26 protein-coding genes and 1 tRNA gene are annotated in these 25,533 nt (G+C 72.4%); 9 read left to right on the top strand and 18 right to left on the bottom strand.

Annotation, left to right across the window (positions count from 1 at the left end; translation table 11 throughout):
• Window positions 1–16 precede the first annotated feature (16 nt).
• A complete protein-coding gene (locus tag OG381_RS39650; RefSeq protein WP_327720792.1) occupies window positions 17–721 on the top strand; it encodes a response regulator transcription factor in 705 nt (234 codons plus the stop codon).
• Here the strand turns inward: OG381_RS39650 and OG381_RS39645 are convergent.
• Both OG381_RS39645 and OG381_RS39640 read right to left on the bottom strand, forming a co-directional pair.
• Window positions 718–2,127, bottom strand: a complete 1,410-nt coding sequence (locus OG381_RS39645) for a cytochrome P450 (protein WP_327720791.1) — start codon at window positions 2,125–2,127, stop codon at window positions 718–720. The two genes, OG381_RS39650 and OG381_RS39645, sit on opposite strands and share 4 nt — an antisense overlap.
• A 100-nt stretch (window positions 2,128–2,227) precedes the next feature.
• On the bottom strand, window positions 2,228–2,674 hold the full coding sequence (locus OG381_RS39640; protein WP_327720790.1) for a potassium channel family protein: 447 nt from the start codon (window positions 2,672–2,674) through the stop codon (window positions 2,228–2,230).
• A gap of 144 nt (window positions 2,675–2,818) precedes the next feature.
• Here OG381_RS39640 and OG381_RS39635 point away from each other — a divergent pair, with 144 nt between their 5' ends.
• The 7 genes from OG381_RS39635 to OG381_RS39605 all read left to right on the top strand — a co-directional run bounded on the left by OG381_RS39635 (window position 2,819) and on the right by OG381_RS39605 (window position 9,439).
• On the top strand, window positions 2,819–3,145 hold the full coding sequence (locus tag OG381_RS39635; protein WP_327720789.1) for a hypothetical protein: 327 nt from the start codon (window positions 2,819–2,821) through the stop codon (window positions 3,143–3,145).
• Window positions 3,146–3,209: 64 nt separating this feature from the next.
• On the top strand, window positions 3,210–3,989 hold the full coding sequence (locus tag OG381_RS39630; protein ID WP_327720788.1) for a hypothetical protein: 780 nt from the start codon (window positions 3,210–3,212) through the stop codon (window positions 3,987–3,989).
• A 66-nt stretch (window positions 3,990–4,055) separates the two neighbouring features.
• Window positions 4,056–4,913 carry an SAM-dependent methyltransferase gene (locus OG381_RS39625; RefSeq protein ID WP_443061974.1) on the top strand — a complete coding sequence of 286 codons (858 nt, stop codon included), beginning with the start codon at window positions 4,056–4,058 and terminating at the stop codon, window positions 4,911–4,913.
• A 30-nt stretch (window positions 4,914–4,943) separates the two neighbouring features.
• On the top strand, window positions 4,944–6,356 hold the full coding sequence (locus tag OG381_RS39620) for a glutamine synthetase family protein (RefSeq protein WP_327720785.1): 1,413 nt from the start codon (window positions 4,944–4,946) through the stop codon (window positions 6,354–6,356).
• A 1-nt stretch (window position 6,357) separates the two neighbouring features.
• Window positions 6,358–7,458 carry an amidohydrolase family protein gene (locus tag OG381_RS39615; protein ID WP_327720784.1) on the top strand — a complete coding sequence of 367 codons (1,101 nt, stop codon included), beginning with the start codon at window positions 6,358–6,360 and terminating at the stop codon, window positions 7,456–7,458.
• A 15-nt stretch (window positions 7,459–7,473) separates the two neighbouring features.
• Entirely contained in the window at window positions 7,474–8,010 is a 537-nt protein-coding gene (locus OG381_RS39610) for an NUDIX hydrolase family protein (protein ID WP_266820233.1), read from the top strand.
• Between the two features lie 157 nt (window positions 8,011–8,167).
• On the top strand, window positions 8,168–9,439 hold the full coding sequence (locus OG381_RS39605) for an LPXTG cell wall anchor domain-containing protein (protein ID WP_327720783.1): 1,272 nt from the start codon (window positions 8,168–8,170) through the stop codon (window positions 9,437–9,439).
• A 6-nt stretch (window positions 9,440–9,445) separates the two neighbouring features.
• On the opposite strand, the gene OG381_RS39600 is transcribed toward OG381_RS39605, so the two are convergent.
• The 10 genes from OG381_RS39600 to tdh form a co-directional block, all read right to left on the bottom strand.
• Window positions 9,446–11,938 (bottom strand): DUF4132 domain-containing protein, encoded by a 2,493-nt coding sequence (locus tag OG381_RS39600; protein WP_327720782.1) that lies wholly within the window; start codon window positions 11,936–11,938, stop codon window positions 9,446–9,448.
• Window positions 11,939–12,033: 95 nt separating this feature from the next.
• A tRNA-Pro gene (locus tag OG381_RS39595) sits at window positions 12,034–12,107 on the bottom strand.
• Window positions 12,108–12,188: 81 nt separating this feature from the next.
• Window positions 12,189–12,416: a hypothetical protein gene (locus OG381_RS39590; RefSeq protein ID WP_443061973.1), complete on the bottom strand. Its 228-nt coding sequence runs from the start codon at window positions 12,414–12,416 to the stop codon at window positions 12,189–12,191.
• Between the two features lie 31 nt (window positions 12,417–12,447).
• Window positions 12,448–12,807 (bottom strand): MmcQ/YjbR family DNA-binding protein, encoded by a 360-nt coding sequence (locus tag OG381_RS39585; protein ID WP_327720781.1) that lies wholly within the window; start codon window positions 12,805–12,807, stop codon window positions 12,448–12,450.
• 30 nt (window positions 12,808–12,837) lie between these two features.
• Window positions 12,838–13,371 carry a GNAT family N-acetyltransferase gene (locus OG381_RS39580; protein WP_327720780.1) on the bottom strand — a complete coding sequence of 178 codons (534 nt, stop codon included), beginning with the start codon at window positions 13,369–13,371 and terminating at the stop codon, window positions 12,838–12,840.
• On the bottom strand, window positions 13,368–13,955 hold the full coding sequence (locus OG381_RS39575; RefSeq protein WP_327720779.1) for a helix-turn-helix domain-containing protein: 588 nt from the start codon (window positions 13,953–13,955) through the stop codon (window positions 13,368–13,370). Before OG381_RS39575 ends, OG381_RS39580 begins: the two co-directional genes overlap by 4 nt.
• A 69-nt stretch (window positions 13,956–14,024) precedes the next feature.
• Window positions 14,025–15,398: a B12-binding domain-containing radical SAM protein gene (locus tag OG381_RS39570; protein ID WP_327720778.1), complete on the bottom strand. Its 1,374-nt coding sequence runs from the start codon at window positions 15,396–15,398 to the stop codon at window positions 14,025–14,027.
• Between the two features lie 36 nt (window positions 15,399–15,434).
• Complete coding sequence (locus OG381_RS39565) at window positions 15,435–16,337, bottom strand: LysR family transcriptional regulator (protein ID WP_327720777.1); 903 nt, start codon at window positions 16,335–16,337, stop codon at window positions 15,435–15,437.
• A gap of 35 nt (window positions 16,338–16,372) precedes the next feature.
• Window positions 16,373–17,566, bottom strand: a complete 1,194-nt coding sequence (locus tag OG381_RS39560; RefSeq protein WP_327720776.1) for a glycine C-acetyltransferase — start codon at window positions 17,564–17,566, stop codon at window positions 16,373–16,375.
• A 39-nt stretch (window positions 17,567–17,605) separates the two neighbouring features.
• Window positions 17,606–18,634 (bottom strand): L-threonine 3-dehydrogenase, encoded by a 1,029-nt coding sequence (gene tdh, locus OG381_RS39555; protein WP_327720775.1) that lies wholly within the window; start codon window positions 18,632–18,634, stop codon window positions 17,606–17,608.
• 243 nt (window positions 18,635–18,877) lie between these two features.
• Between tdh and OG381_RS39550 the strand changes: the two genes are divergently transcribed.
• On the top strand, window positions 18,878–19,483 hold the full coding sequence (locus tag OG381_RS39550; protein WP_327720774.1) for a GOLPH3/VPS74 family protein: 606 nt from the start codon (window positions 18,878–18,880) through the stop codon (window positions 19,481–19,483).
• Window positions 19,484–19,504: 21 nt separating this feature from the next.
• Here OG381_RS39550 and OG381_RS39545 read toward each other — a convergent pair whose 3' ends face one another.
• From OG381_RS39545 to OG381_RS39520, 6 genes are all read right to left on the bottom strand, one after another.
• Window positions 19,505–20,083 carry a GAF domain-containing protein gene (locus OG381_RS39545; RefSeq protein ID WP_327720773.1) on the bottom strand — a complete coding sequence of 193 codons (579 nt, stop codon included), beginning with the start codon at window positions 20,081–20,083 and terminating at the stop codon, window positions 19,505–19,507.
• A gap of 61 nt (window positions 20,084–20,144) precedes the next feature.
• Complete coding sequence (locus tag OG381_RS39540) at window positions 20,145–20,744, bottom strand: GTP-binding protein (RefSeq protein WP_327720772.1); 600 nt, start codon at window positions 20,742–20,744, stop codon at window positions 20,145–20,147.
• The gene (locus OG381_RS39535; RefSeq protein WP_327720771.1) at window positions 20,722–21,093 is read right to left on the bottom strand and encodes a DUF742 domain-containing protein; all 372 of its coding nucleotides are present in this window, start codon (window positions 21,091–21,093) and stop codon (window positions 20,722–20,724) included. The genes OG381_RS39540 and OG381_RS39535 overlap by 23 nt, the downstream gene beginning before the upstream one ends.
• A gap of 2 nt (window positions 21,094–21,095) precedes the next feature.
• Window positions 21,096–21,530 carry a roadblock/LC7 domain-containing protein gene (locus OG381_RS39530; RefSeq protein WP_307023541.1) on the bottom strand — a complete coding sequence of 145 codons (435 nt, stop codon included), beginning with the start codon at window positions 21,528–21,530 and terminating at the stop codon, window positions 21,096–21,098.
• 68 nt (window positions 21,531–21,598) lie between these two features.
• A complete protein-coding gene (locus tag OG381_RS39525; protein ID WP_327720770.1) occupies window positions 21,599–23,662 on the bottom strand; it encodes a sensor histidine kinase in 2,064 nt (687 codons plus the stop codon).
• A gap of 579 nt (window positions 23,663–24,241) precedes the next feature.
• Entirely contained in the window at window positions 24,242–25,477 is a 1,236-nt protein-coding gene (locus OG381_RS39520) for an MBL fold metallo-hydrolase (protein ID WP_327720769.1), read from the bottom strand.
• Window positions 25,478–25,533 lie beyond the last annotated feature (56 nt).

Here is a 25,533-nt window from a genome sequence, read left to right as displayed (position 1 = left end):
GAGGCATGATCGAGCCATGACCGCCCCCAGCCCGGCCGGCGCCCCCGGCAGCCCCATCCGGGTGCTCCTCGCCGACGACCAGGACATGGTCCGCACCGGCTTCCGCTTCTTCCTGAACGCGCAGCCCGACATGACCGTCGTCGCCGAGGCCGCCGACGGCGAGGAGGCGGTGGCACTGGCCCGTGAACTGCGTCCGGACGTGTGTCTGCTGGACATCCGGATGCCGAAGCTGGACGGACTGGCGGCCACCCGGCTGCTGGCCGGGCCGGATGTCGCCGACCCGCTGCGGGTGGTCGTGGTCACCACCTTCGACCTCGACGAGTACGTGTACGGCGCGCTGCGCGGCGGCGCCTGCGGCTTCCTCCTCAAGGACGCCGGTCCCGCGCTCCTGGCCGAGGCGGTCCGGGCCGCGGCGGCCGGCGACTCGCTGGTCTCCCCCTCGGTCACCGTCCGCCTGCTGAAGCATGTGACGGACGCCCCGCAGCCGGCCGCCGCCACCCGCCCCGCACCCGTGACCGAGCCACTGACGGACCGCGAACTCGACGTGGTCCGGCTGGTCGCCCTCGGCCGCACCAACGCCGAGATCGCCGCCGAGCTGTACGTCTCGCTGTCCACGGTCAAGACGCACCTGTCCAGCGTGCAGCTGAAACTGCGGGCACGGAACCGCGTGGAGATCGCCGCGTGGGCCTGGCAGCACGGACAGGTCACGCCCGGCGCCTAGTCTCCCGACCGGATCAGCCCCGTCAGATACCGCCACAGCGACGACCGCCGCTTCACCGCCGGGTCCTGTCCCTCCGCTGCGCCGTCTGCGGGCGCCTCGGCCGGTACGGGCGGCGGCACGAACGTGCCGGACAGCTCGTAGCGCACCGGCAGGGATCGCAGTCCCCGCATGAACGGCGAGGAACGCCACGGCAGTTGGTCCGCCGGCAGGGCGAGCTCCAGATGACCGAACCGTTCGACGATGCGGCCCACTCCGGCCGCCGCGATCGTCGACGCCAGCTCCCGGGCCGGGCACTGACGGGGCCCCGCGCCCCACGCCAGATGTGCCCGGCTGCTGATGCTGGAGGAGCCCGGTGTCATCTGCCCGGCGAACAGGGGGTCGGCGTGCGCGGCGGCGGAGGAGACCCACACGGGGTCGCCGGCGCGGATGGTGTAGTCGCCGAGCGGGGTGTCCGCGGCCGCGAACCTCGGCACGAAGTTGACCAGCGGCGGCTTGCGCATGACCACCCGGTTCATGGTCTCCCGGACCATGCCGGCGGACAGCGTCTGGCGCACCCCGCCGTCGCCCTCGCCGGAGATCACCTCGACGACGGTGTTGGAGATGAGGATGCCGACGTGATCGGAGGTCATGCCGAGCAACATGAACAGTTCGCGGGCCAGTTCGTCGACCGTGAGGTCCGGGTGGGCGGCGAGCAGATGGGAGGGGAAGTCGTCGCCGGGCTTCTCCCGCTTCGCGGCGGCCAGCTCCGAGAGCGTCACCAGCAGTCGCGCCAGGGCGGGTTCGGCGTCCGGGCCGGCGTCCAGCACCCGCCACATGTCCATCAGGGCGTCGTCGCCCTGCGAGCCGGGGAAGCCGAGGAGGTGGCTCGCCGCCATCAGCGGCAACGGGCGGGAGAACTGCGCCGACAGGTCGGCGTGGCCCGTACAGCCGCCCTGCGCGAGCAGGCCGATCAGCTCGTCGGCGTAGCCCGTGACGGCGGCCTTGAGCCGCTTGGCCTGCGGGTGGCGCGGGTCCTGGAAGGGCCGCAGGGCGGTGTCCCAGGCGCCGCGGAGCCGGGGGTAGCCGGGACCGCCCTGGATCAGCACGTGGTTGACCTCGAGGGAGGGGCCGAGCGGCCAGTCGGCGGGCACCCGGCCCTCGGTGCGGGCCCGCCAGTTCTCCAGGCCCTTCGGCCAGCCGGCGTCGTCCTGGAGCACCTGGAGCGACTCGCGGTAGCCGAGCACGAGCCAGGCGGGCACGCCCAGCAGGTCGACCGGTGCGACGGGACCGTGGCGCTCACGCAGCCGCTCGTAGACGAGCGCGGGGCGCGTCTCGTAGTCCCGCGTCAGCAGGGGTTCGGGGGCCAGGTCCTCCAGCCGTGCCCCGTCCGACGTGGACTCCTCCTCGTCGACCACATGGAATTCCATCGTGCTGTCGCCCCCCTTCGGCGCCCGGCCATGACAGGCCGCACGGGACCCTACCCGAGGGGTGACGGGCGTCAAGTGCCGGGGTACTGACCGGTAGCGATCAGTGTCGGTCGCCCTTCCCGGCCACCAACTGCTCCAGCCGGTCGAACCGTTCGTGCAGCGCCTGGACCGTCTCGTGCCCCAGCCGGTGGCTGCGCTTCTGTTCCCGGGCGACGAACCAGGTGGCCAGGGCCGCGGTCACCATGCCGTACGTGGTGATGCCGACGACCATCACCACCGTGCCCACGACCCGGCCCCACGGCGTCACCGGGAAGAAGTCGCCGTATCCGACGGTCGTCGCCGTCTCGATCGACCACCACAGCGCCTTCGGGTACGACGTCAGATTGGCGCCCCGCGCCCCCTCCTCGGCGGCCACCGCCGCCCACGAACCGAGCAGCATCACCACCGCGAGAACGGCCGTGGCACCGCCCGCCGCCTTCAGATGGAGCGAGCGCCCCTCCCGGGCCAGCAGCAACTCGACGGCCCTGGTCAGGAATCCGGGCAGCATGGCGACTCCTTCGGGTGCGGGCGCTTGGAGTCAGTGTCGGCGGCGGTGTGCGGGCGGGCATGCCGGGCGGCTCGTTCGAGTTGCCGTGCGCCGCACGCCGTCATCTGCTGGGGCCGACGCCCCCCACGCGACGACGGAGGACCCATGACGCCGGAGCCCCGATCGGTGCCGGAGACCTTCGCGTTCACCTGCGGAGACTGCGGCCACACCTGGGAGGCCTCCTTCCGGGTCATGTTCTTCACCGACCCGCTGGACACCTCGGGTCTGACCACACAGGAGTACGTCGACGAGGCGGGCAGGGCCATCAGGTCGCCCCTCGCCGACGCGGTCTGCCCCGAGTGCGGCGGCCGCAGGGTGAACATCCTGGAGGCCGGGCACGCGGAACACGCCCGGCACGCGGAGCCGGAACCCCGCACCCGCCACAAGCACCGCCTCCATCTCCCCCACCGCTCACCCGAACGGTCCGACTGAGCTGGTGAGCCGCGCGGCCCGGTGATGCGCTGAGAGCACCCCCACGCCCCAGGAGGCATCCGCGATGACCCGTCGTCCGTCCCGACCCGCCCGCTTCCTCGCCCCGGCCCTGGCAGCGACCGTGCTGCTGACCTGCGCGGCCTGCTCGGACGACGACAAGGACGCCGGCGCCTCGGCCATCGGCGCCACCCCCCTGGCCGCCGACTCCCCGACCGCCTCCGCCCCGGCCCGCCTCACCGAGGCCGGGGCCCGCCGGGCCCTCATCACCGAGACCGACCTCGAGGACGACTGGACGCGGGTCGAGGACGCCGCGACCTGGCGCGACAGCCTGCTCATCGGCAAGGTCGACGTGGCCGACTTCCTCACCGCCAAGGCGGACGCCGCCGACTGCCAGAAGCTCCTCGACGGCCTCTACAGCGACGAGTTGCTCGGCAAGCCGTCCGGCGCCTCCGCGCTCACCGGCTTCGAGGAGGAGGACTCCCGGCTGCTCTACCAGGTGGGCGCCTACCGGCAACCGGGCCTCGACGCCTCCCTGGCCTGGCTGAAGTCCCTGCCGACCAAGTGCGACCAGTTCATCGCGATCGACTCCGCGGGCGACAGGCGCACGGTGCAGGTCATCGAGACCTCGCTGCCCGATGAGGGCGACGCACGAGAGGGGCTGCGAGTGACGGTCCAGGGCACGTCCGGCGGCAACCCGGCCACCCTCACCCTGGACGTCGCCGCCGTACGCGTCGGCACGGACGCGATCACGGTGACGGGCGGTGGTCTGGACGGCATCGAGCACGACAGCGTCAAGGACGCGGTGAGCGCGGGCACCAAGCGCCTCGACGACGTGCTGAGCTAGGACAACCCCTCTTCCGCACCGCTCACTTGAGCCGATTCCGGGACAGCTTGATCATCCGGCGGCACAATGGCGACGACGGGCTGCGGCGCCGCGGTCGTCGGAGCGAGGAGAGGACGAGACGTGAGTGACACCCCGGACCTGCCGTCGAGGCTGAACACCGGTGTCGCGCACAACGCGCGCGTGTGGAACTACTGGATCGGCGGCACGGACAACTACGAGGTCGACCAGCGGGTCGGCGAGCAGGTCGCCGGGATGTTCCCGGTCATCCGGTCCATCGCCCGCGCCGACCGCGACTTCCTCGGCCGGGCCGTGCGCCACCTGGCCGCCGAGCGTGGGCTGCGCCAGTTCCTGGACCTCGGCACCGGCCTGCCGACGGTGGACAACACCCACGAGATCGCCCAGCGCATCGCCCCGGACGCGCGGATCGTCTACGTCGACAACGACCCCGTCGTCCTCGCCCACGCCCGCACCCTGCTCACCAGCACCGGCGAGGGCGTCACCGCCTACATCGACGCCGACGTCCACGAGCCGGAGGCGATCCTCGAACGCGCCGCGCACACCCTGGACTTCACCGAGCCCGTCGCGGTGCTGATGCTGGGCATCCTCAACTTCGTGCTCGACTACGACAAGGCGCGGGACATCGTCCGCCGGGTGCTGGCCGACGTTCCCTCCGGCAGCTGTCTGGTGCTCACCCACCCCACCTTCGACGACGCCCTCGGCGGCGCGGGCCAGATCCCGGCCATGAAGTTCTGGAACGAGAACGCCACCCCGCCGATCACCGCCCGCAGCGGCACCGACATCGCCGCGTTCTTCGACGGACTGGACTTCCTGGAGCCGGGTCTGGTGTCGTGCTCGCAGTGGCGCGCCGAGTCCGACTCCCCGGGCGTGGTACCGCAGTTCGGCGCGGTGGCCGTGAAACCCTGACACGCTGGCCCAGCCCGTCGTGGAGGACGTATGACACCCCTTTCCGACCCCGCCGACCCCGTGCCGGGCGGGCGTCCCGGTGACGTCGACCGGGCCACCGCCCTGAGCGACGAACTGGCCGAGCGGGGCGTGCACGGCGTCGTGCTGTCCTACGTCGACACCGCGGGCGTCGGCCGGGTCAAGACGGTCCCGACGGCCAGGCTGGCCTCGGCCGCGGCCTGGGGCGTCGGTATGTCACCGGTCTTCGACACCTTCCTGGCGAACGACTCCATCGTCAGCACCGACGTCCTCGGCTCCCCGGACGGCGATCTGCGCCTCTACCCCGACCTCGACCGGCTCGTGGTCCTGGCCGGGCAGCCCGGCTGGGCCTGGGCGCCGGTCGACCGCATCACCCAGGAGGGCGAGCGGCACCCGGGCTGCACCCGCACCTTCCTGCGCCGGCTCGTCGCGGACGCGGAGCGGCGGCACGGGATCACCTTCAAGGCGGCCGTCGAGGTCGAGTGGGCGATCGGCCAAGGCCCGTCGGCCGAGGGGGACTTCGTCCCCGCCCTGTCGGGTCCGGCCTACGGCGCGATCCGCCAGGTCGAGGTCAGCGACTACACGGCCGATCTGCTGGCCGCGTTCGCTGCACAGGGCGTCGACGTCGAGCAGCTCCATCCCGAGTACGCGGCCGGGCAGTTCGAGGTCTCGGTCGGCGCCCTGGACCCGGTGGCGGCGGCGGACCGGAGCGTACTGGTGCGGCAGACGATCCGCGCGGTGGCCGCGCGCCACGGGTTCGTGGTCTCGTTCGCCCCGGCGGTCCTCGCCCAGGGCGTCGGCAACGGCGGCCATCTCCATCTCTCCGCCTGGCGCGACGGCACGAACCTCCACGCGGGCGGCGACGGCCGCTACGGCATGACGGCACAGGCGGAGTCCTTCGCGGCCGGGGTACTGGCCCACCTCCCGGCCCTCACGGCCGTCACCGCACCCAGCCCGGCCAGCTATCTGCGCCTCAAACCCTCCCAGTGGGCAGGGGTGTTCACCGCCTGGGGCCGCGAGACCCGCGAGGCGGCGCTGCGCGTCGTCACCGGCACCCTCGGCCTGCGCGACCAGGCGGCCAACCTGGAGGTCAAGCCGGTCGACCTGGCCGCCAACCCGTATCTGGCGCTGGGCAGTGTGATCGCCGCGGGCCTGGACGGCATCACGTCGTCCACGCCGCTCCCCGAGGAGATCACCGGCGACCCGGCCCGCCTCGAAGCCGGCGCCGCGACGGCCCGCGGCGTGCGCCGGCTGCCCGCGTCGCTGGCGGAGGCGGTGGTGGAGTTCCGCGGGGACAAGACGCTGCGCGGAGCCCTGGGCACGGTCCTCGCCGACGCCGTGATCGCCGTACGGGAAGGCGAGATCGCGGCCGTGGCCGGGCTGGACGACGAGCAGGTCGCTGCGGCGTACCGCTGGAAGTACTGACATGGGCGCGGTCCACGAGGCGCTCGCCGCCCTGAGCCTGGTCGACCACCACTGCCACGGTGTCGTGACCGCCGACCTGGACCGGCCCGGCTTCGAGTCGCTGCTGACCGAGGGCGACCGCCGGCCGGGCGGCTCGCCCTTCGACACCCCGGTGGGCGTGGCCGTACGCCGCCACTGCGCACCGTTGCTCGACCTGGACCGGCACGCCCCACCGCGGGAGTACCTGGCGCGGCGGACGGAGCTGGGCTGGCGGGAGGTGAACCGCCGCTTCCTGGCCGCCGCGGGCACCGGCACGTACTGCGTGGACACCGGAATCGCCCCGGCCGAGCTCGCCGCGGACGACGTGTACGAGGTCGTCCGGCTGGAGAGCGTCGAGGAGGCGATGGCCGCCGGGGGCGTGGAGCCCGACGCCTACGCGCGGGCCTTCCACTCGGCCGCGCGGCAGGCGGTGGGGCGGCCGGGCGTGGTGGCGGTGAAGTCCGTGGCGGCCTACCGGACGGGCTTCGACCTGGATCCGGCGCGTCCGTCAGCGGCGGAGGTCGAGCGGGCAGCGCGGCACCGGCTCGCGGTGGGCGGCCGACTGGAGGACCCGGTCCTCGTCCGGAACCTGCTCTGGACGGCGGTCGACCTGGGCCTCCCGCTCCAGCTGCACACGGGGTTCGGCGACAACGACATCCGGCTGCACCGGGCGGATCCCACCCACCTCACGGACTGGCTGCATCTGACCGCCGGTACGATCCCGGTACTGCTGCTGCACTGCTGGCCGTATCAGCGGCAGGCCGGCTATCTGGCGGCGGTCTTCGAGCAGGTGTACCTCGATGTGGGCCTGACCTTGCACCACGTCGGTCCGGCACGGGCACGGGCGGTACTGGAGGAGGCGCTGGAGATCACACCGTTCCGCAAACTGCTGTACAGCTCCGACGCGTACGGTCTGTCCGAGTTCTACGCGCTCGGCGCGCTGTCCTTCCGCAAGGGCCTGGGCGAGCTGCTCCAGGACCGGGTGGACGACGACGAGCTGAGCCTGTCCGACGCGCTGCGGCTCGCAGAGTGGGCGGGAGCACACAATGCCCATCAGGTCTACCGCCTTTCCGGCTCCTCCTGAAAGTATGATCAAGCAATGTCTGACATGACCGAAACCACGCCCGGCTGGCTGACTACGGACGACCTCGAGCAGGCGCGCGCCCGTATGCCGATCCTGTACGTCGAGGCCGTGCCCGTGCGCGTCGACGACAGCGGCGAAGTCACCAGCGTCGGCCTGCTGCTGCGCATCGGTTCCGGCGGGACGGTCAGCCGGACGCTGGTCTCCGGCCGTGTTCTGCACCACGAGCGCGTCCGCGACGCCCTCATGCGGAACCTGGAGAAGGACCTCGGCCCGGTGGCGCTGCCCCGCATCCCGGCGGCCCCGCAGCCCTTCACGGTGGCCGAGTACTTCCCGACGCAGGGCATCACGCCGTACCACGACCCCCGTCAGCACGCGGTGTCGCTGGCCTACGTCGTCCCGGTGACCGGTGACTGCCGCCCCCGCCAGGACGCCCTCGACCTGGTCTGGTTCAGCCCTCAGGACGCCGTGTCGGAGGCGGTGCAGAGCGAGATGCCCGGCGGGCACGGGGTGCTGCTGAAGCAGGCGCTGGCACACCTGGGCTGCGCGGTCTGACCGGCCGGTCCCCAGGTCGGGTGCGCCGAGCTCACTGAGACCTCACGGATCCCTGAGGAGTACAACCATTCGGCGAGCGCTGACGTCTCACTCCGGGGAACTCGCGTTCCCCGCGGTTCGACCGACCGCCACCGCCGATTCACACAAAGGGACCCGCATGTTCCAGGCCGTTCCCGGCTCTCGTACGCTCCGCCGGACCACCGGTGCGCTCGGCGCCGTCGCCCTGCTGGCACTGGGCGCCACGCCCGCCGTCGCCGACGACTCGACGCCCGAACTGGTACTGGGAGAGATAGCGCCCGTGACCGGGCTGAAGCCGGGCAGTGCCTTCGACGTACCGGTCTCCTTCACCAACACGGGCACCGAGGCGCTCGGCAAGGTCTGGCTGTCGTACTCCCTCACCCAGGGGCTGAGCCACACCGAGCTGCCCGCCAACTGCGCCCGCTACGAGGTCGGTTCCTTCGACGAGGCGCCCAGCCACTCGTACGCGGTCTGCGAGTTCGACCAGACCGTGGAACCCGGGGTCGTCTACGCGCCCGAGAAGTCAATGCAGTTCAAGGCCCTCGGCAAGGCCTACACCGATGAACTGCGCGCCGTCGTCTCCGCGGACGACCCCGCCCCCACGGAGGGCGTCGACGAGGGGCCGGTGCCCGGGACCGGGCCCGCCGTGAAACTCGTCGAGCAGCCCGATGCCACCCCGGCCGCCCCGGGTTCCGGCGAGCACGAGGGCTGGGACGCCGCCGATGTGCCGGTGAACGCGGTCAACACGGCCGACTTCCAGGTGTCCGGTGCGAAGTTGAAGGGCAAGGTCGGCGAAACCCTGTCCTTCGAGGTGAAGTTCACCAACGCCGGACCCGCGTGGGTGCGTCGGGAGTCCGGCACCGGGGCGACCAAGGTCGTCGTCAAGACGCCCGCCGGGACGACTGTGACCAAGGCCCACGGATTCTGCGACAAGATCGCGGCCCGTACCTACGAGTGCGGCACCAGCCAGGCCTGGGTCGACCCGGGCGACGGTGAGACCTACACCTTCAAGCTGCGGATCGACAAGACGGTGGCCGGAGCCGAGGGCTCGGTGAAGCTGGCCGGTGAGCCCAGGCCGTTCGACGAGAACACGGCGAACGACACCGCCGCCATCCTCCTCGACGTCGCCGGCAGCGGCGGCGGTTCGACGGGCGGGGGCGGCACCGCGAACGGGGGCGGGTCCACGGGCGGCGGAGGCTCCACGGCCACCCCGAGCGCTGACCCCACCGACGGTGGCGGCTCCACGTCGTCCACCGGCGGTTCCACCACGGGCGGCTCCTCCACCCTCGACGGCGACCTGGCCAGCACCGGCTCCTCCTCGACGCTGCCCCTCGCGGGCGCGGCGGCCGCGGCCGTCGCCGTCGGAACCGGTGCCGTGCTGGTGGTACGGCGTCGCAAGGCCCGCGCGTAGCGGTCCTCAGCCGCCCCTCCTGATCTGCCGCAGGATCGTCTCGTCGCTGATCTTCGTGTCGGCGGCGAGAAGCTGGGCCTTGCTCAGGATCAGCGACAGCCGGTCGTCCTCGAACGGCAGGAACACCTTGCCCTCGGCCCCGCGGCGCGCCGGGACGATGCACAGATAGGCGTCGTCCGGCTCCATCAGGATGTTCGCCGAGCCGAGGTGGATCCGGTACGTCCGCAGATCGCCGCGCACGGTCAGCCAGCGGCCGGCGATCGAGCACCGGTCGGCGATCTTCAGGCGCGGCAGGATCCGTTCCAGTGCCTCGCGGCGGACCTCGGCGCTCGCCGTCAGGTCGCCGAAGCCGGCGCTGCGCCAGTAGGCGGCGTGCCGGCTCTCGCCCCGGTCGCTCCACTCGGGGTCCGCCGCGATCGAGGTGACGCCCACGAACAGATCGATGTCGCGCATCGCCTCGCTGAACACCAGCGGCTCCACGTCGGCCAGCGGAGTCTCGCGCCAGCGCCGGCCGTCTCTTCGTTCGAAGCGCACCTGGTCGGTGGCGGCGCGCTCGATGTCCTGGCCCCCGTCGTCCGCGGGTTCATGGTGGAAGCAGACCCGCCACCGGCCGTCGGCGAACTCCGCCCGGGCCTCCCCGTACCGCCCGCCGTCGTAGTGGCCCAGGAAGTTGCTCTGCCAGCCGCGCTCCTTGAACAGCGCGTAGAGCTGCCGGTAGTGGACGATGTGGGCGGCGAACCGGTTGGAGTAGACGCCGGTCTCCTCCTCGGCCGGAGTGAGCAGATAGAGCTCCCGGAAGGCCTGCTTGAACGGCTGCCTCAGCCGCTCGCCGATGATCCGCTCCCGCCACGCCCCGATCTCGTCCACCGACGCCCGGACGGGATGCCACAGCCGCACCCGCTCAGGCCGCCCGTCCGGGCGGGCGGCCGGTGCCACGGCGTGCCACTCCCCGTCAGCGCCCTGGAACTCCCAGATCAGACCCCGCACCAGCACACCGGTGACCGGGTGGTCGCGGTAGTGGCGACACCATGCGTCGTACGGCCATTCCCGCGCCGCCGACATCAGCGCTTCGAGCCGGCCCCGCTCCCCCGCCAGCGTGCCGCGCACCTCCCTGACCAGGCCTTTCAGCTCCTTGAGCTCTTCGGGGAACCCGTCCTTCAGCGCGGCGGGCGCCGTGCGGGACGTCCGCCCGTCGGGGGCGGTGAAGCCGATCCGTACGGTCGTGGCGTCCTCGATCTCCACCCGGACCCGGTGGCCGCCCACCTCGCGTTCCAGTGAGCCGTCCGCCGCCAGACCGTGGTCGGGCACGCTGCGCTCGACGAGCTGCTCCGGGGTGATGCCCTGCCGCGCGGCTGCCGCCGTGAGCGCGGTGTCGAGCTGCTTGCGCAGACCCCGGTGCCTGATCCGGGACCGGAGCCGCCACAGGGACTCCAGGGCGGCCGGGTCGTCGATCTCGGCCAGTGCGTTGATCGCGGCGCCCGCGAGCTTGAGGTCCTCGGCCACGCCGGTCGGCCGGGCGCCGCCGGTGCGCAGCGCCAGGGCGTCGAGACAGGGCACCGCGGCCGGGCCGGCGGTCAGGGCGGCGGCCCAGACCGTGCCGCGCGCGAGGTCAGCGTCGTTCTGGTGGACGACGTAGTGGTAGTGGTGGTCGCCGTACTCCCAGGCGGTCTGCCGACCGTGCTCCCTGCTGCACAGCGGCTCGCCCTTCGCCAGCGCCCTCAGCGTCTCGGCGACGACCTCCCGCGCCGACGCCGCATCGACGGCCGCCAGACACGTCCGGCGCCAGCGCTGTGTGGGACGCGGCGCCGTGAGGTCGGCCAAGTGGCGTATGAGTCCGGCCAGTTCGGCGCCGGGGGCGGCGACCGCCCGGGCGCGGAGCGGAGCGGCCCAGGGCGCCCGGTCGGGGATGAGGCCGTCGGGGATCTCCGCGCCGTCCACGAGCACCAGCAAGGCACGGAGCCTGCGGGCGAGGGAGGCGGCTCCCGATCCGATCTCCGTGTCGAGGAGCTCCGTGTGCGCCCACCGCAGCCAGGGCGCGAGCGTGCGCAGGTCCTCGGCGTCGAGTTCCTCCGCGGCGGTCAGGGCGGATCCGAGCCCGTTGGCGAACCAGAACCCCATGTCGTACTCGGCGGAGCGCAGCAGCATCACCGCGACCTCGGCGGGAGTCCACCCGCGCACCCGCGAGACCAGGGAGCCGATCTCTGATTCGTAGTGCCACAGCGTGTCACCGAAGGTCGCGGCGAGCATCAGGCTCAGGACCGCGGCCCGGCCCTCCTCGTCCCCACAGGCGGCGAGGCCCGCGTCGATCTCGGCCCGTATCCCCGCGTATCGCGCATCGGACTGCTCGGGCGTGTACGGACCGTGCAGTCCCGCCGCGAACTCGGCTCGCAGCCGTTCCAGAAGATCGACGAGCCACCGGGCGCGGGCGAGCGCGCCCGCCCGCACGTCGTCGAAGGGGTCGTTCCTGCGGGCCTCGGCCACCAAGGTGTCGTAGAGCATGGCGGGATGATGGCAGGGGGCACTGACAACGCGATCAAGCGGTGCAACGAGAAAGGGCCCCCACAGGCTCTCGCCTGTGAAGACCCTTCACACCGTCGGGACGACAGGATTTGAACCTGCGACCCCTTGACCCCCAGTCAAGTGCGCTACCAAGCTGCGCCACGTCCCGGTGTCCGTCTGACCTGGGCTTTCCCCCGGCCGAACGTGCAGGGAAACAATACCGCACTCGGGTCGGTGGTCGCGCACCCGTTTACGCGGGGCCCCCGGTCCTGGGGTGGGCGTCGGCGCGCACGAGGTCTCGTATCGCGGGGACCGAGAGCAGGGCGGCGCAGACGACGAGGCTGGTCGCACCGGAGACGAGGAGCACGTGGTCGGCGCCGAGGACCGCGGCGGAGAGACCGGCGAAGGCTTGGCCGACGGGCATCAGGGCGAGGGAGCCCGCCACGTCGCCGCCCCGGCTCTCACGGCTCCGGATCATGCCACGGGGGCCGACGGCGTCCGAGGGAATTTCAGTCCGTGGCCGGTCTGCCCAACTCGGGGTGGTCGTCGAGGAGTCGGGGCGGGGCGGCCTGGCGCCAGGAGTCGGCCAGGATGGCCCGCAGTTCGTCCTCGTCCTCCAGCGCGGCGAGCCGGGCCCGCACCCAGGCGAACTGCGCCTCGTGCTCGGCGATCCAGAACTTCTCCGGCTCGGCCAGCACCAGTTCGTTCCGCTCCTCCTTGGGGCAGCGCACCGCGAGGGAGGTCTCCTCCTCGGGCAGCGTGGCGAACATCTTGCCCGCGACCCGGAACGTGGGCATGCTCCAGGCGATCTTCTCCGTGGTGTCCGGCAGGGACAGGGCGATACGGCGTACGTCTTCGGCATCCGGCATGGCAGGCACCGTAGTCGCTCGCACTGACAATCACCTGGTGGGAGCGGCTGCTCCCAGTTGCTTGAAGTAGAGGGTGGTCGGCCGCAGCACCCCGGCGGGATCGGCCGCGTAGTCCGGGATCACGCCTGCCCGGGTCCAGCCGGCCCTCCTGTAGAGGTGCTCCGCCGGGCTGTCGGTCTCGGTGTCCAGGTGGAGGAGGGTGACGCCGGCCGCGACGGCGGCCTCCTCGGCGGTCGTCAGGAGTCTGCGTCCGAGGCCCCGGCCGCGGGCGTCCCGGTGCACCATCAGCTTCACCAGTTCGGCGCGGTGGCGGCTGTTGGGTTTGTCGGGAAAGGCCAGGCTGACCGTGCCGAGCACCCGCTCGCCGTCGTGGGCCGCCCAGATCGCCAGCGAACCGGCGGCCACACCGGCGGCCCGCTCCTTCCACCAGGCGGTGGCCTCGGCGTGGTCGAGGGGTCCGAGGAAGCCGATCGAGGCGCCCCCGTCCACGGTGTCGGCCATCAGGCCGGCCAGCGCGTCCAGCCGGTCCAGGACCTCACTCGCGTCCAGGCGTGTCACGTTCACGGCAGGACCACCGCCAGGGCGTAGCGCACCGGCTCGGGCCCCGCGCACCGGAACCGCGTCGGCCCCCACACCCGCAGCCGCAGGCAGTCGCCGGTGTCGAGGTGGCGCTCGACGTCCTGGGCGGTCACGTCGAGCGCCCCCTCCAGGACCCAGATGTGCTGTTCGAGGCCGGGCACGGGCGGCCGGTCGTAGGCGATGTCGGCGCCCGCGGCGAGCCGCCCCTCGACGAGTTCGCCGCGCAGCCCGGTGTGCGGCGGTGACACGGACCGCCGCAGGAAGCCGGAGGCCCGGTCCTCCCACACCGGCTGCTCGGCGGCCCGCATCAGCGGGGCGGGTTCGGCCTCGACCTCGCTGAGCAGCTGGGACATGGTCCGCCCGTACACCCCGCACAGCCGGTTCAGCAGCGAGGCGGTGGGGCTGGTCTCCGCCCGCTCGGCCCGCGACAGGGTCGACCTGCTCACTCCGCTGCGCTCCGCCAACTCCCCCAGCGACCAGCCGCGTTCGGCCCGCAGCTCGGCGAGGCGGGCGCCGAGCCGGACGTCGACGGGGTCGGGTCCCGTCTCGACGACGACATCTTGTTTCATATCCGGGATGCTATCCCGGATACGGGACATCAGTCATCGTGACCCCTCTCACTCCCCCTCACTCCCGCCTCACTCCCGTCCGCCGAACGCCGCCAGCGTCCGCTCCAGCGCCGGCATCGCCCGCACCACCCGCTGCGAGCGGATCAGCAGGTCCCACGCGGGCTCGAACTTCTTCCAGCCGCCCGAGTACGCGAGGTGCCGCAGCCGCTCAGGGCGGCCCGGCTGGGCCGCCGAGCCGCGCCAGATGTTGGACCAGCGGTAGAAGTCGCGGTACGCGCGCCAGTAGCCGTCCTCCAGCTGACGTGGCGTCATCCCCTTGGGCCGGTAGACGACATGCCGGGTGTCGTACAGGTCCCAGTCGCGGTGCACGATCCGGTCCTCGGACTCCATCTGCTTCCACAGGCCGGTCGACGGATAGGGCGTCATGATGTGGAAGGTCGCCGTCTCGATGCCCTGCTCGACCGCCCACGCGACCGTGCGGTCGAAGACGTCCGGGCCGTCCTGGTCGAGCCCGAACACGAAACTCGCGTTGACCATCACCCCGGCGTCGTGCAGGCGCCGCACCGCGGCCGCGTAGTCGGCGCCGATGTTCTGGTTCTTGCGGCGCTCGGCGAGGTTGGCGTCGTTGACCGTCTCGAAGCCGACGAACAGACTGCGCAGCCCCGCCTCCACAGCCTTCTCCAACAGGCCCGGCTTCAGTACGGAGTTGACCGTGCCCGCCCCCTGCCACAGCCGCCCCATGCCCTTCATGCCGTCGAACAGGGCCTCCGCGAAGCGCCGGTTGCCCAGCAGATGGTCGTCGAGGAAGTAGAGGTGGCGGCCGGGCAGCCGGTCGATCTCCGCGAGGGCGTCGTCGACGGTCTGGGTGTAGAAGGACTTGCCGCCCTCGAAGAAGGCGTCCTTGTAGCAGAAGTCGCAGTGGTGGGGGCACCCCCGCGACACCACGAGGGAGTTGGGCACCAGATAGAGGTGACGCTTGATCAGGTCGCGTCGGACGGGCGGCAGTCCGGCCAGGGTGCGCCGGTTCGAGTCGTAGCGGCGGGCGGGGACTCCGTCGCGGAAGTCCTTCAGGAACAGGGGCCAGGTGTCCTCACCGGGGCCGGTGAAGATCGTGTCGGCGTGGGCCGCCGCCTCGTCGGGGAGAGAGGTGACGTGCAGACCGCCCATGGCGACATGGACGCCCCGGGCCCGGAAGTGGTCGGCTATCTCGTAGCTGCGTCTCGCCGAGGTGATGTACGGCTGGACGACCAGGAGGTCGGGGGTGTCGAGAGCCTCGAGATCGATCCGCTCCACGTGTTCGTCGTGCAGGGTGATCTCGTCGTCGGGGTCCAGATATCCGGCCAGGGTCGCCAGGCCCAGGGGCGGGAACAGCGAGTACTTGATGGGCCGGAACAGCGGGCTGGTCGCCTCGGTCAGGGCCGGGAGGATCATCGTCACACGCATGACAGCCCAGACTGCTTTCGGCCGGTGGCCGGTTCCCTACGGCTGGGCGGCCTCTTCGAGCGCTTCGAGCACCGGGCGGATCAGCGGGTGCCCCTCCGCACCACGCCGTACGGCCGCGAAGACCCGGCGGGTCGGCGCGACGCCGTCGACGGGCCGTACGACCACGCCGGTCAGATCCATGCCGATCAGCGCGGACCGCGGTACGAGTGCCACGCCCGCGTCGGCCGAGGCCAGGGCGACGACGGCCCGGAAGTCGTCCGAGGAGTGCTCCAGGCGGGGCTGGAACCCGGCGCTCTCGCAGGCGAGGACCACCACGTCATGACAGGGGTTGCCCGGGTAGGGGCCGATCCACGGGTCCTTGGCCAGCTCCGCCAGCGGCACCTCGCTCACGTCGGCCAGTCGATGGCGTACGGGGACGACCGCGTCGAAGGGCTCGGCGTACAGCGGGACATGGGACAGCCGCGGGTCGTCGGCGGGCGGCGCCCCTCGGTACTCCACCGCCACGGCGACGTCGACCTGGCGGTCCAGCACCATCGGCAGACTGGCGTCGCCCTCGGCGTCCTGGACGCGGATGCGGATGCCGGGCGCGGTGTCGGCGAGACGGGCCACCGCGGGGGCGACGACCAGGGCGATTCCGGTCGCGAAGGAGGCGACGGTGACCGTGCCGGCCTGCCCCGTGTCGTACGCGGCCAGCTCGGCCTCGGCCCGCTCCAGCTGGGCGAGGACGGCGTTGGCGTGGCTGAGCAGGATCTCGCCGGCCGGGGTGAGCCGTACGCCCTTCGCGCCGCGCTCGACCAAGCGGTGCCCGGTCTCCTGCTCCAGCGCCGTGAGCTGCTGGGAGACCGCCGAGGGGGTGAGGTACAGCGCGGCGGCAGCCGCCGTCACCGTGCGGTGGTCGGCCACCGCACGCAGGATGTGGAGCCGCCGCGCTTCGATCATGGATCGATTGTCTCAAATGCCCCGTGCGCTCCGGCTCAGCCGTCCAGCTCCGCCCGCGCCGCGACGAAGGCGTCGACGGCCCGGTCGACGTCGTCCGTGGAGTGGGCGGCCGACAGCTGGACGCGGATCCGCGCCTGGCCCTGGGGGACGACCGGGTACGAGAAGCCGATCACGTACACACCGCGCTCCAGCAGCAGCTCCGCCAGGCGTCCCGCCTTGCCCGCGTCCCCGATCATCACGGGTGCGATGGCGTGGTCGCCGGGCAGGATGTCGAAGCCTTCCTCGGTCATACGGCGGCGGAACAGCGCGGTGTTATCGGCGAGCCGGACCCGCAGGTCGTCCGCCGACTCCAGGAGGTCGAGCACCTTCAGCGAGGCGGCGGCGATCACCGGCGCGAGGGTGTTCGAGAAGAGGTACGGGCGGGAGCGCTGGCGCAGCAGGGCGACGATCTCCGCACGGGCCGCCACATAGCCGCCGGACGCCCCGCCGAGCGCCTTGCCCAGCGTGCCGGTGATGATGTCCACACGGTCCATCACCCCGTGCAGCTCGGGGGTGCCGCGGCCGCCGGGGCCGACGAAGCCGACGGCATGGGAGTCGTCGACCATGACCATGGCGTCGTAGCGGTCGGCGAGGTCGCAGATCTCGCGCAGCGGCGCCACATAGCCGTCCATCGAGAACACACCGTCGGTGACGATCAGACGGCGGCGCGCGTCGGACGCGTCCTTCAACCGGGCTTCCAGGTCGGCCATGTCACGGTTGGCGTAGCGGAAGCGGCGGGCCTTGGACAGGCGGATGCCGTCGATGATCGAGGCGTGGTTGAGGGCGTCGGAGATCACCGCGTCCTCGGGGCCCAGGAGCGTCTCGAAGACACCGCCGTTGGCGTCGAAGCAGGACGAGTAGAGGATCGTGTCCTCCTGGCCGAGGAACGCCGAGAGACGGGCCTCCAGCTCCTTGTGCACCTCCTGCGTCCCGCAGATGAAGCGCACGGACGCCATGCCGTAACCCCAGCGGTCGAGTGCCTCGTGGGCGGCGGCGACCACCTCGGGGTGGTCGGCGAGACCGAGGTAGTTGTTGGCGCAGAAGTTGAGGACCTCACCGGGGCGGCCGCCCGCGGTGACGGCGACGGCCCTGGACTGCGGGGTGCCGATGACCCGCTCGGGCTTGTGCAGACCGGCGGCGCGGATCTCGTCGAGGGTGGCGCGCAGGTCGTCGCGGACGGTGTCGAACATCTCGGGCTCCAAAGAGGGACGTAAGGGCGAGCCAAAAAATCAAGCGGTCCAGTCGAGGATGACCTTGCCGCCGCGGCCGCTCGCCGCGTCGGCGAACGCCGCCTCGAAGTCGCGGTAGCCGTACCGGCCGGTGATCACGGGGGCGAGGTCGAGGCCGCCCTCCAGGAGCACCGACATCGCGTACCAGGTCTCGAACATCTCACGGCCGTAGATGCCCTTGATGGTGATCATCGAGGTGACGATCCGTGCCCAGTCGACCGGGAACTCCTGCGACGGCAGGCCGAGCATGGCGATCCGGCCGCCGTGCGTCATGTTGGCGATCATGTCACGCAAGGCCTCGGGCCGGCCGGACATCTCCAGGCCGATGTCGAAGCCCTCGCGCAGCCCCAACTCCCGCTGCCCGTCGGCGATCTGGCCCTCGGCCACATTGAGTGCCAGGCTCGCGCCGATCTTGCGGGCCAGCTCCAGCCGCTCCTCGCTGACGTCGGTGACGACGACGTTGCGGGCACCGGCGTGCCGGGCGACCGCGGCGGCCATCAGTCCGATCGGACCGGCGCCCGTGATGATGACGTCCTCGCCGACCAGCGGGAAGGACAGCGCGGTGTGCACGGCGTTGCCGAACGGGTCGAAGATCGCGGCGACGTCGAGGTCGACGGGGACGCGGTGCACCCAGACGTTGGCGGCGGGCAGGGCGACGTACTCCGCGAACGCGCCGTCCCGTCCGACGCCGAGACCGACCGTGGCCCGGCACAGATGGCGGCGCCCGGCGAGACAGTTGCGGCACTTCCCGCACACCAGGTGGCCCTCACCGCTGACCCGGTCGCCGACGGCGATGTCGGCGACGTCCCGCCCGGTCTCGACGACCTCGCCCACGAACTCGTGCCCGAGCACCAGCGGGGTACGGATCGCCTGCCGCGCCCAGCCGTCCCAGGACCGGATGTGCAGATCGGTGCCGCAGATGCCGGTGCGCAGCACCTTGATCAGTACGTCGCCGGGTCCGACGGCGGGCTCCGGGACGTCCGCGAGCCACAGCCCGGGCTCCGCCTTCTCCTTGACCAGCGCCTTCAACGCGGCTCCTGTGGGTGCGATCCCCGTGCGCGGACATACCGAAGAGGCCCGCGTCCGGGGAGAGGGGGTGGGATCGCGTAGCAATCTGCCGTACGGCGGCGCCCCAGGTCCATCGAGGTTTTCTTAACCCGCGCCGCAGCTCCGCTTCACGCCCGCCACCGGTGAACCCTTCCGTGGGGAACACCGGGCCGGGGATGCCCGTTGGAATCCCCGAGGACGCACCGGACCCACGGGGAGCCGCACATGAACACCGCACGTGATCTCGCTCTGCTCGCGCTGGGCGCGGCGCCCGAGGCTCCGCTGGAGCAGGGCGATGTGTCGCTCGTGCTCGCGGGCTCCGAGCTGCTGGACCTCCTCGAGGCCGGCGCGCTCCAGGTGGACGATGACCGGATCGTGCCCGGCGCGCCGCAGGTCACGGGCGACCCGCTGCTGGACGAGGCCGCCGCCACGCTCATACGGGACGAGCCGTACGAGTCGGTCCAGGACTGGCTGTGGCGCAGGGGCGACGGGCTGTCCTCCGCGTACCACTCCGCCATCGAGCGGGAGGGGCTGGCGGCCCGGCCGGGGGGCCGGGTGATTCCGCCGCGGAGCGCACGGACGACGCTGGTCGACTCGCCCGAGCGGACGCGCGCCGAGACCCGCCTCGCGTCCGGCGAGCCGGCCTTCACGGCCCTGGTGGCCGCCGCCGGGATCCGGGAGGAGCCGGCCGAGACCCTCGAGATCACCGACGACGTGGTCACGAGCGTGCTGGCCGCCGTCGGGGACGCGGTGATGGAGCTGGAGGCGGTGCGGCAGCGGCGGGCGATAGAGAACTCCGCGTTCGACAACATCTGGCGGGGCGGGGTCTGAGCCCCCGGCGCGGCGGGGGCTTCAGAGCGGGAGGCCGTCGGCCTCCATTCGCTCCAGTCTCGTGACGAGTTGCGCCGCCGACGACTTGATGGTCTCCAGGCCGGGCCTCCCCCAGGGCCGCGGCTCCACGTCCACGACACACACCGTGCCGAGGACCATCCCGGTTCTGTCGATGAGGGGTGCGCCCAGGTAGGAGCGGATGCCGAACTCGTCGACGACCGGATTGCCGGCGAACCGCGGGTAGTCGCAGACGTCCTCGAGGACCAGGGCCTTGCGACGGACGACCACATGCGGGCAGAAGCCGTGGTCGCGCTCCAGATGACGGCCGAGCTCCGGTTTGGTCTCGTCGGTCCGCACCACCGCCGGCCGGGCGTCCGGGGTGTGCAGTCCGGCGAAGAACTGCCGTTTCTCGTCGATGAAGTTGACCATCGCGTACGGCGCTCCGGTGAGCTCGGCGAGCCGGTCCGCGAAGGCGTCCAGGGCCGGCTCCGGGCGCTCGCCCAGACCCAGCCCGTGCAGTCGGACGGCCCGTGCGGGCGCCTCCTTGTCCTCCGGGGTGAGCAGCAGACGACCGGCGGGGCGCACCGGGTCGTAGCTCATCGGCGGGTTCCGTCGCTGTGGCGGTGGGTCATATGCGGCTCCGTGGCGTCGGGTGCGGGGATCACATGTGGGCGCCGTGGCTCGGCGCGGGTGCCGGAGCGTGGGCGATGAGGTGCCGTACGAGGGTCAGCAGGGTCTGGACGCCGGAGCTGGAGATCCGGGCGTCGCAGCGGACGATGGGGATCTCCGGGGCGAGGTCGATGGCGGCGCGGACCTCCTCGGGGTCGTAGCGGTAGGAGCCGTCGAACTCGTTGATCGCGAGGATGAAGCCGAGACCGCGTTGTTCGAAGAAGTCGACGGCGGCGAAGCAGTCCTCCAGCCTGCGGGTGTCGGCGAGGATGACCGCGCCGAGCGCACCCTCGGAGAGTTCGTCCCACATGAACCAGAACCGCTCCTGCCCGGGCGTGCCGAACAGGTACAGCACATGTTCCGGATCGAGGGTGATGCGGCCGAAGTCCATGGCCACGGTCGTCTCGACCTTGTTCTCGATCCCGTCCAGGTTGTCGGTCGCGGCGCTGACCGTGGTGAGCAGTTCCTCGGTGCTGAGGGGCGCGATCTCGCTGACCGCGCCCACGAAGGTGGTCTTGCCTACTCCGAACCCTCCCGCCACCAGGATCTTGAGTGCGGTGGGGAAGGGGTCAGAGCTGTCGTCGTAGTCCATCGAGCACTGCCTCCAGAAGGGCCCGGTCAGTCGGGTTGTGGGTGAACTCGGGGGGCTTGGTGGTGAGCGCCCCGCAGTCGACGAGGTCGGACAGCACCACCTTGGTGACGGCCGCCGGCAGTTTCAGATGGGCGGCGATCTCGGCGACCGAGACAGGTGCCCGGCACAGGTCGAGTGCCTGGGTGTGTTCGAGGCCGAGATAGCCGAGGGGGGTGGCTCCGGTGACCCTCACCTGCGACAGCAGGTCGAGCGCGATGGTGGGTCTGGTGCGGCCGTTGCTGACCGTGAAGGGGCGCACCAGGCGTCCGGCCGCGTCGTCGAGCCAGGGCCCGTCACCGGCCGCCGCCACGCTCAAGGCCTCATCGCCGTCGGTTCGCCTGCGTGCTGCCGGGGTGCGGTCACCAGATAGGGGCGCACGCTCTTGACCAGCATCGCCATCTCGTAGCCGAGGACGGCGGCGTCGGCCTCGCGGCCGGCGAGCACGGCGAGACAGGTGCCGGAGCCTGCGGTGGTCACGAACAGCAGGGTCGCGTCCAGTTCGACGACGACCTGGCGGACGTCTCCGCCGTCCCCGAAGCGGACTCCGGCGCTGCGGCCGAGGGAGTACAGGCCGGAGGCCAGGGCGGCCATGTGGTCGGCGCTGTCGGTGTCGAGACCGTGGACCGACTTCACGAGCCCGTCGCAGGACAGGAGCACCGCGCTGGTGGTGTGCGGGACGCGCTGCACGAGGCCGCTCATCAGCCAGTCGAGATCGGATACATGGCCGGTCGGCGCTTCGCTCGCCATGGTGGATCGACTCCTTGAGGTACGAAGGTCTGCGGGAGCGCTGGGGGGTGGGGTGAAAACGGGGGTGGTCATCCGGCTGTTGCGCTCCCGTCGTGCCGGGTGGGGGTGTGGTCGGGGCGGGCCGCGGACCCGCCGTCGTGCGCGCCGCGCACCTCGGCTATCCGGCCCTGGTCCATGGCGGGGGCGTCCTGGGGTGCCGGGGCGGGGTGCGGCGCGCCGAGGTACGTGGGCCCGGTCCGGTCCGTGTCGAAGCGCACGGCCTCCATGTGCGGGGCCTGCGGGCTGCCCGCGTCCGGGTGGGGTGCCCCCGGGTGCTCGGCCTCCAGGTGCTGCTGTGCCTCGGCGAGGCCGACGCCGCGCTGGAAGGCCGCCATGAGACCCGGGTCGTGACCGGCGAGGTGGTCCGTCTCGGGACGCGGTGCCGCCGGGCCGTCGCGCAGCTGGGGTGCGATGTGTTCCTGGGCGCGGCGGCGGGGCAGTTGGGGCTTGCCCATGGTGCCGCGCACGGTGCCGGTGCGCGGGGTGGGCGGCACGGCGGCGCGGTCGGCGGCGCGGTGCCGGTCCTCGGGGCGGACGCCCGGGACGGCCTCCGCCGGGTTGGGCCGGGCCTGGTGGGTGCCGCGCACGGGCAGCGGTACCGCCGCGCCGGTGTCGGGCGCGGGGGCGGCCGCTCGCGGGGCGTCCGGCTGCCGGCGGGGCGCGAAGGGTACGACGCGCTGCGGCCCGGTGTCGGCGACGGCACCGGCTCCGCCGTCAACACCGGCTCCGGCTCCCGCGTACGGATACTGCTGCTGCGGCGGCGGTACGGAGATCCCCGTCCGGTCCGTCGAACCCTGCGGTGGCACCGGCGGACCCGGCACACCCGGGCCCGTGTCCGGCGCTCCGGTCCCGCCCGGTGAGCGCGGCATGGCGCCCGGGGCGTCCGGGTCCGCGCCCAACAGCCCCTGCGGTACGACGAGTACGGCCTGTACGCCGCCGTAGATGTTCGTCTGGAGCCGGACGTTGATGCCGTGCCGCCGGGCGAGCTGCGAGACCACGAACAGGCCGATGCGGCCGTCCGCCAGCAGGCTGCCCACGTTGACCTGGTCGGGGTCGGCGAGCAGGGCGTTCATCTTGTTCTGCTCGCCCACGGGCATGCCGAGCCCGCGGTCCTCGACCTCGACGGCGAGCCCGGAGGTGACGAGGTTGGCCCGCAGCAGGACCTGGGTGTGCGGCGCGGAGAACACCGTCGCGTTCTCGACCAGTTCGGCGAGCAGGTGGATGACGTCGGCGACGGCGTGCCCGCGCAGGGTTCCGTCGATGGGCGGCACGAGCTTGACCCGGGAGTACTGCTCGACCTCGGCGATGGCGGAGCGCAGCACCTCGGTCATGGAGACGGGGTGGCTCCACTGCCGGCGGGAGACGGCGCCGCCGAGCACGGCGAGGTTCTCGGCGTGCCGCCGGATGCGGGTGGCGAGGTGGTCGACGTGGAAGAGGCCCTTGAGCAGGTCGGGGTCCTCGATCTCGTTCTCCAGCTCGTCGAGGATGGAGATCTCGCGGTGCACCAGTGACTGGAGGCGTCGGGCGAGGTTGAGGAAGACCTCGAGTTTCTGCTCGCTGCCCGCCTGGCTGGAGAGCTGGGCCGCGTGGACCACGGCGGTGACGGCGCCGTCGTGGGCGCGGGTGAGGTCGGCGGCGAGGAGTTCGAAGTCGTCGGCGTCCTCGGGGGGACCGCCGCGCGGCTTGCGCTGGGGCGGTCCGTCGCCACGGCGCAGCGCCTCGACGAGGGCCCGCAGGTCCGCCTCGCCGCGCGCGCTGGTGCGGCGCAGGGCACCGATGCGGTCGCTGACCGTCCTCGCGGCGCGGTCGGCGGCCACAGCGGCGATGAGGATGCCGGCGAGGGCGACCGAGAAGGCGCCGGCGAGCACGCCCCACAGGGTGAGACCGGGCTGTGCGCCGGTGGAGCGGACCGTGAAGAGGACGGCTGCCGAGCCGCTGAGGCCGACCGCGATGGGCGGCAGCACGGCGAGCCGCAGCAGCTGTGGCCGTAGGTGCGTCTCGGGCAGCGCGGGTGCGGGGCGGGCGGCCGGCCTTCCGTGCCGGCCTCCTTCGCGGCGGTCTGCGCGTGTCGCCGGTGCGCGGAGCTGAGCCATCGGTGTCCTCGTACTGGTGGTCCGTCGGGCCTGGTCGCCGGGCGGGCCCGGATGCCCGCGGGCTGGTTCCCGTGGTCCGGTGCGTGCTCCCGCCGGTTGTCCGGCGCGCTCGCCGCGGGCGGCGCGCACTCCGACGCGGTCGTCGGTCACCGGCTTCCCCCGGTGCCCGGTTGCGGTCGAGCTGGGGGGATCCCCATCGCGTCGACTCCCTCCTCCGGCTCGCGGCTGCACGTACCAGACCCCGCTCCCTGATCCGGTCGGATTCCGATGACGCCCCCGGCGGGATGTGCGCCATCGCTGCGTCGGTCGAGAGCGCCGAAAAAGCGGCCCTGCGTCGCCCGACGGACACTCACAGTAGTCGGCAAGGCATCATGTGCGGTGGGCAGTTGACAAACTCGTACGCGGAGCATCCCGCTCTGGTATGAGGCTTCGTACGACAGCCCGATAAGCCCTCGGACGTCCGTTCGGGAACGAGCGGACTTTGATCGGACCTGGTCAGAAGCGGTCACGAGAAGACGGCGAGGGCCGGAGAGCGTGACGCTCTCCGGCCCTCGCCGTCAGTCGCTGTTCGGCCCGGGATCAGCCCGCGGGCACGATCTCGGGCTCTCCGGTGCCCTCGGGCGCGGCACCGGGAATGTCACGGGCCGTGTCGGTCGCCGGGCCCGTCTCGCCACCCACGCCGTCCGCGGGCCACCCGCCCGCCGGCACCGCCGCGACACCTCGCCACCACGGCTCGCCCGGCACGGTCTCGGCGGTGGGCTCGAAGGGCTCGCCCGGCCGGGGCAGGGCGACCCGGGACCCGGCCCGGCGGGCGGCCGCGAGGCTGCCCTCCCCCGGGTCCGCCCACGCGTGCGTGGCCAGGTTGAAGGTCGCCCAATGGATCGGCAGCATCGGTCCGGCCGACGGTCCGCCCTGGAGGTCGAGGTGGGCGCGCATGCCCTCCTCGGGTGTCATGTGGATGTCGGGCCAGAAGTCGCTGTACGCGCCGATCTGGATCATCGTGGCGTCGAACGGGCCGTGCTCGGCGCCGATGTCCTTGAAGCCCTCGAAGTATCCGGTGTCCCCGCTGTGGAAGACCCGGTGCTCCTCGCCGGCGACGACCCAGGAGGCCCAGAGGGTGTGCTGGGTGTTGCGCAGGCCGCGGCCGCAGAAGTGGCGGGCCGGGGTGGCGGTCAGGGTGAGGCCGCCGACCTTGGTCGTCTCGTGCCAGTCCAGCTCGCGCAGCCGGTCGGCGGAGACGCCCCAGTGCTCCAGGTGGGCGCCGACGCCGAGCGGCACCGCGAAGAGGGTGTCGGTGCCCGCCAGCGCCTTGATGGAGGGCATGTCCAGGTGGTCGTAGTGGTCGTGCGAGATGACGACCACGTCGACCGGGCCGAGCGCGGCCAGCGGCAGGGGAACCGGGTGGAGGCGCTTGGGCCCGGCGAAGGGGATCGGGGAGCAGCGCTCGCCCCAGACCGGGTCGAAGAGCACCCGGTGTCCGTCGATCTCCGCGAGCACGCTGGAGTGGCCCATCCAGGTCAGCCGCAGCCCCGTGGCCGGCGGCCGGGAGATGTCGGCGAGGGTGGTGGGGTGCACGGGGATCCGGCCCTCGGGGGCGCGGCGGGGCCGCTGGTCCTTGTCGAAGAAGACCTTCGCGAACTCCACCGTCGAGCCGGAGGGCCGGGTGCGGGCGAAGCCGCCCGGGTTCTGGAAGACCCCGTCCTTGAAGTGCGGGGATCTACGGATGCGCGCGAGGCGCTCACCGCTCGGGTCCACGCCGAAGGCCGCGGGCTGCAGCGCGCGGAGCCCGGAGCTCAGGGAACGGAAACCGGACACGGTACCTCCAGGTGGAGTCGGTGAGGCGTTCCATTATGGTCGGCCGCTCCGACAAA

The organism is Streptomyces sp. NBC_00490 (assembly GCF_036013645.1).
GTDB lineage: Bacteria > Actinomycetota > Actinomycetes > Streptomycetales > Streptomycetaceae > Streptomyces > Streptomyces canus_F.
The sequence above is the reverse complement of the archived record's forward strand: the minus strand, read 5'-3'. Positions and strand labels throughout refer to the sequence as shown.

What these genes read in the sequence shown, in the direction of transcription:
- OG381_RS39650 (WP_327720792.1), top strand. Translation starts at nt 17, where the DNA reads ATGACCGCCCCCAGCCCGGCCGGCGCCCCCGGCAGCCCCATCCGGGTG.
- OG381_RS39645 (WP_327720791.1), bottom strand. Translation starts at nt 2,127, where the DNA reads ATGGAATTCCATGTGGTCGACGAGGAGGAGTCCACGTCGGACGGGGCA.
- OG381_RS39640 (WP_327720790.1), bottom strand. Translation starts at nt 2,674, where the DNA reads ATGCTGCCCGGATTCCTGACCAGGGCCGTCGAGTTGCTGCTGGCCCGG.
- OG381_RS39635 (WP_327720789.1), top strand. Translation starts at nt 2,819, where the DNA reads ATGACGCCGGAGCCCCGATCGGTGCCGGAGACCTTCGCGTTCACCTGC.
- OG381_RS39630 (WP_327720788.1), top strand. Translation starts at nt 3,210, where the DNA reads ATGACCCGTCGTCCGTCCCGACCCGCCCGCTTCCTCGCCCCGGCCCTG.
- OG381_RS39625 (WP_443061974.1), top strand. Translation starts at nt 4,056, where the DNA reads ATGGCGACGACGGGCTGCGGCGCCGCGGTCGTCGGAGCGAGGAGAGGA.
- OG381_RS39620 (WP_327720785.1), top strand. Translation starts at nt 4,944, where the DNA reads ATGACACCCCTTTCCGACCCCGCCGACCCCGTGCCGGGCGGGCGTCCC.
- OG381_RS39615 (WP_327720784.1), top strand. Translation starts at nt 6,358, where the DNA reads ATGGGCGCGGTCCACGAGGCGCTCGCCGCCCTGAGCCTGGTCGACCAC.
- OG381_RS39610 (WP_266820233.1), top strand. Translation starts at nt 7,474, where the DNA reads ATGTCTGACATGACCGAAACCACGCCCGGCTGGCTGACTACGGACGAC.
- OG381_RS39605 (WP_327720783.1), top strand. Translation starts at nt 8,168, where the DNA reads ATGTTCCAGGCCGTTCCCGGCTCTCGTACGCTCCGCCGGACCACCGGT.
- OG381_RS39600 (WP_327720782.1), bottom strand. Translation starts at nt 11,938, where the DNA reads ATGCTCTACGACACCTTGGTGGCCGAGGCCCGCAGGAACGACCCCTTC.
- OG381_RS39590 (WP_443061973.1), bottom strand. Translation starts at nt 12,416, where the DNA reads ATGATCCGGAGCCGTGAGAGCCGGGGCGGCGACGTGGCGGGCTCCCTC.
- OG381_RS39585 (WP_327720781.1), bottom strand. Translation starts at nt 12,807, where the DNA reads ATGCCGGATGCCGAAGACGTACGCCGTATCGCCCTGTCCCTGCCGGAC.
- OG381_RS39575 (WP_327720779.1), bottom strand. Translation starts at nt 13,955, where the DNA reads ATGAAACAAGATGTCGTCGTCGAGACGGGACCCGACCCCGTCGACGTC.
- OG381_RS39570 (WP_327720778.1), bottom strand. Translation starts at nt 15,398, where the DNA reads ATGCGTGTGACGATGATCCTCCCGGCCCTGACCGAGGCGACCAGCCCG.
- OG381_RS39565 (WP_327720777.1), bottom strand. Translation starts at nt 16,337, where the DNA reads ATGATCGAAGCGCGGCGGCTCCACATCCTGCGTGCGGTGGCCGACCAC.
- OG381_RS39560 (WP_327720776.1), bottom strand. Translation starts at nt 17,566, where the DNA reads ATGTTCGACACCGTCCGCGACGACCTGCGCGCCACCCTCGACGAGATC.
- OG381_RS39550 (WP_327720774.1), top strand. Translation starts at nt 18,878, where the DNA reads ATGAACACCGCACGTGATCTCGCTCTGCTCGCGCTGGGCGCGGCGCCC.
- OG381_RS39545 (WP_327720773.1), bottom strand. Translation starts at nt 20,083, where the DNA reads ATGAGCTACGACCCGGTGCGCCCCGCCGGTCGTCTGCTGCTCACCCCG.
- OG381_RS39540 (WP_327720772.1), bottom strand. Translation starts at nt 20,744, where the DNA reads ATGGACTACGACGACAGCTCTGACCCCTTCCCCACCGCACTCAAGATC.
- OG381_RS39530 (WP_307023541.1), bottom strand. Translation starts at nt 21,530, where the DNA reads ATGGCGAGCGAAGCGCCGACCGGCCATGTATCCGATCTCGACTGGCTG.
- OG381_RS39525 (WP_327720770.1), bottom strand. Translation starts at nt 23,662, where the DNA reads ATGGCTCAGCTCCGCGCACCGGCGACACGCGCAGACCGCCGCGAAGGA.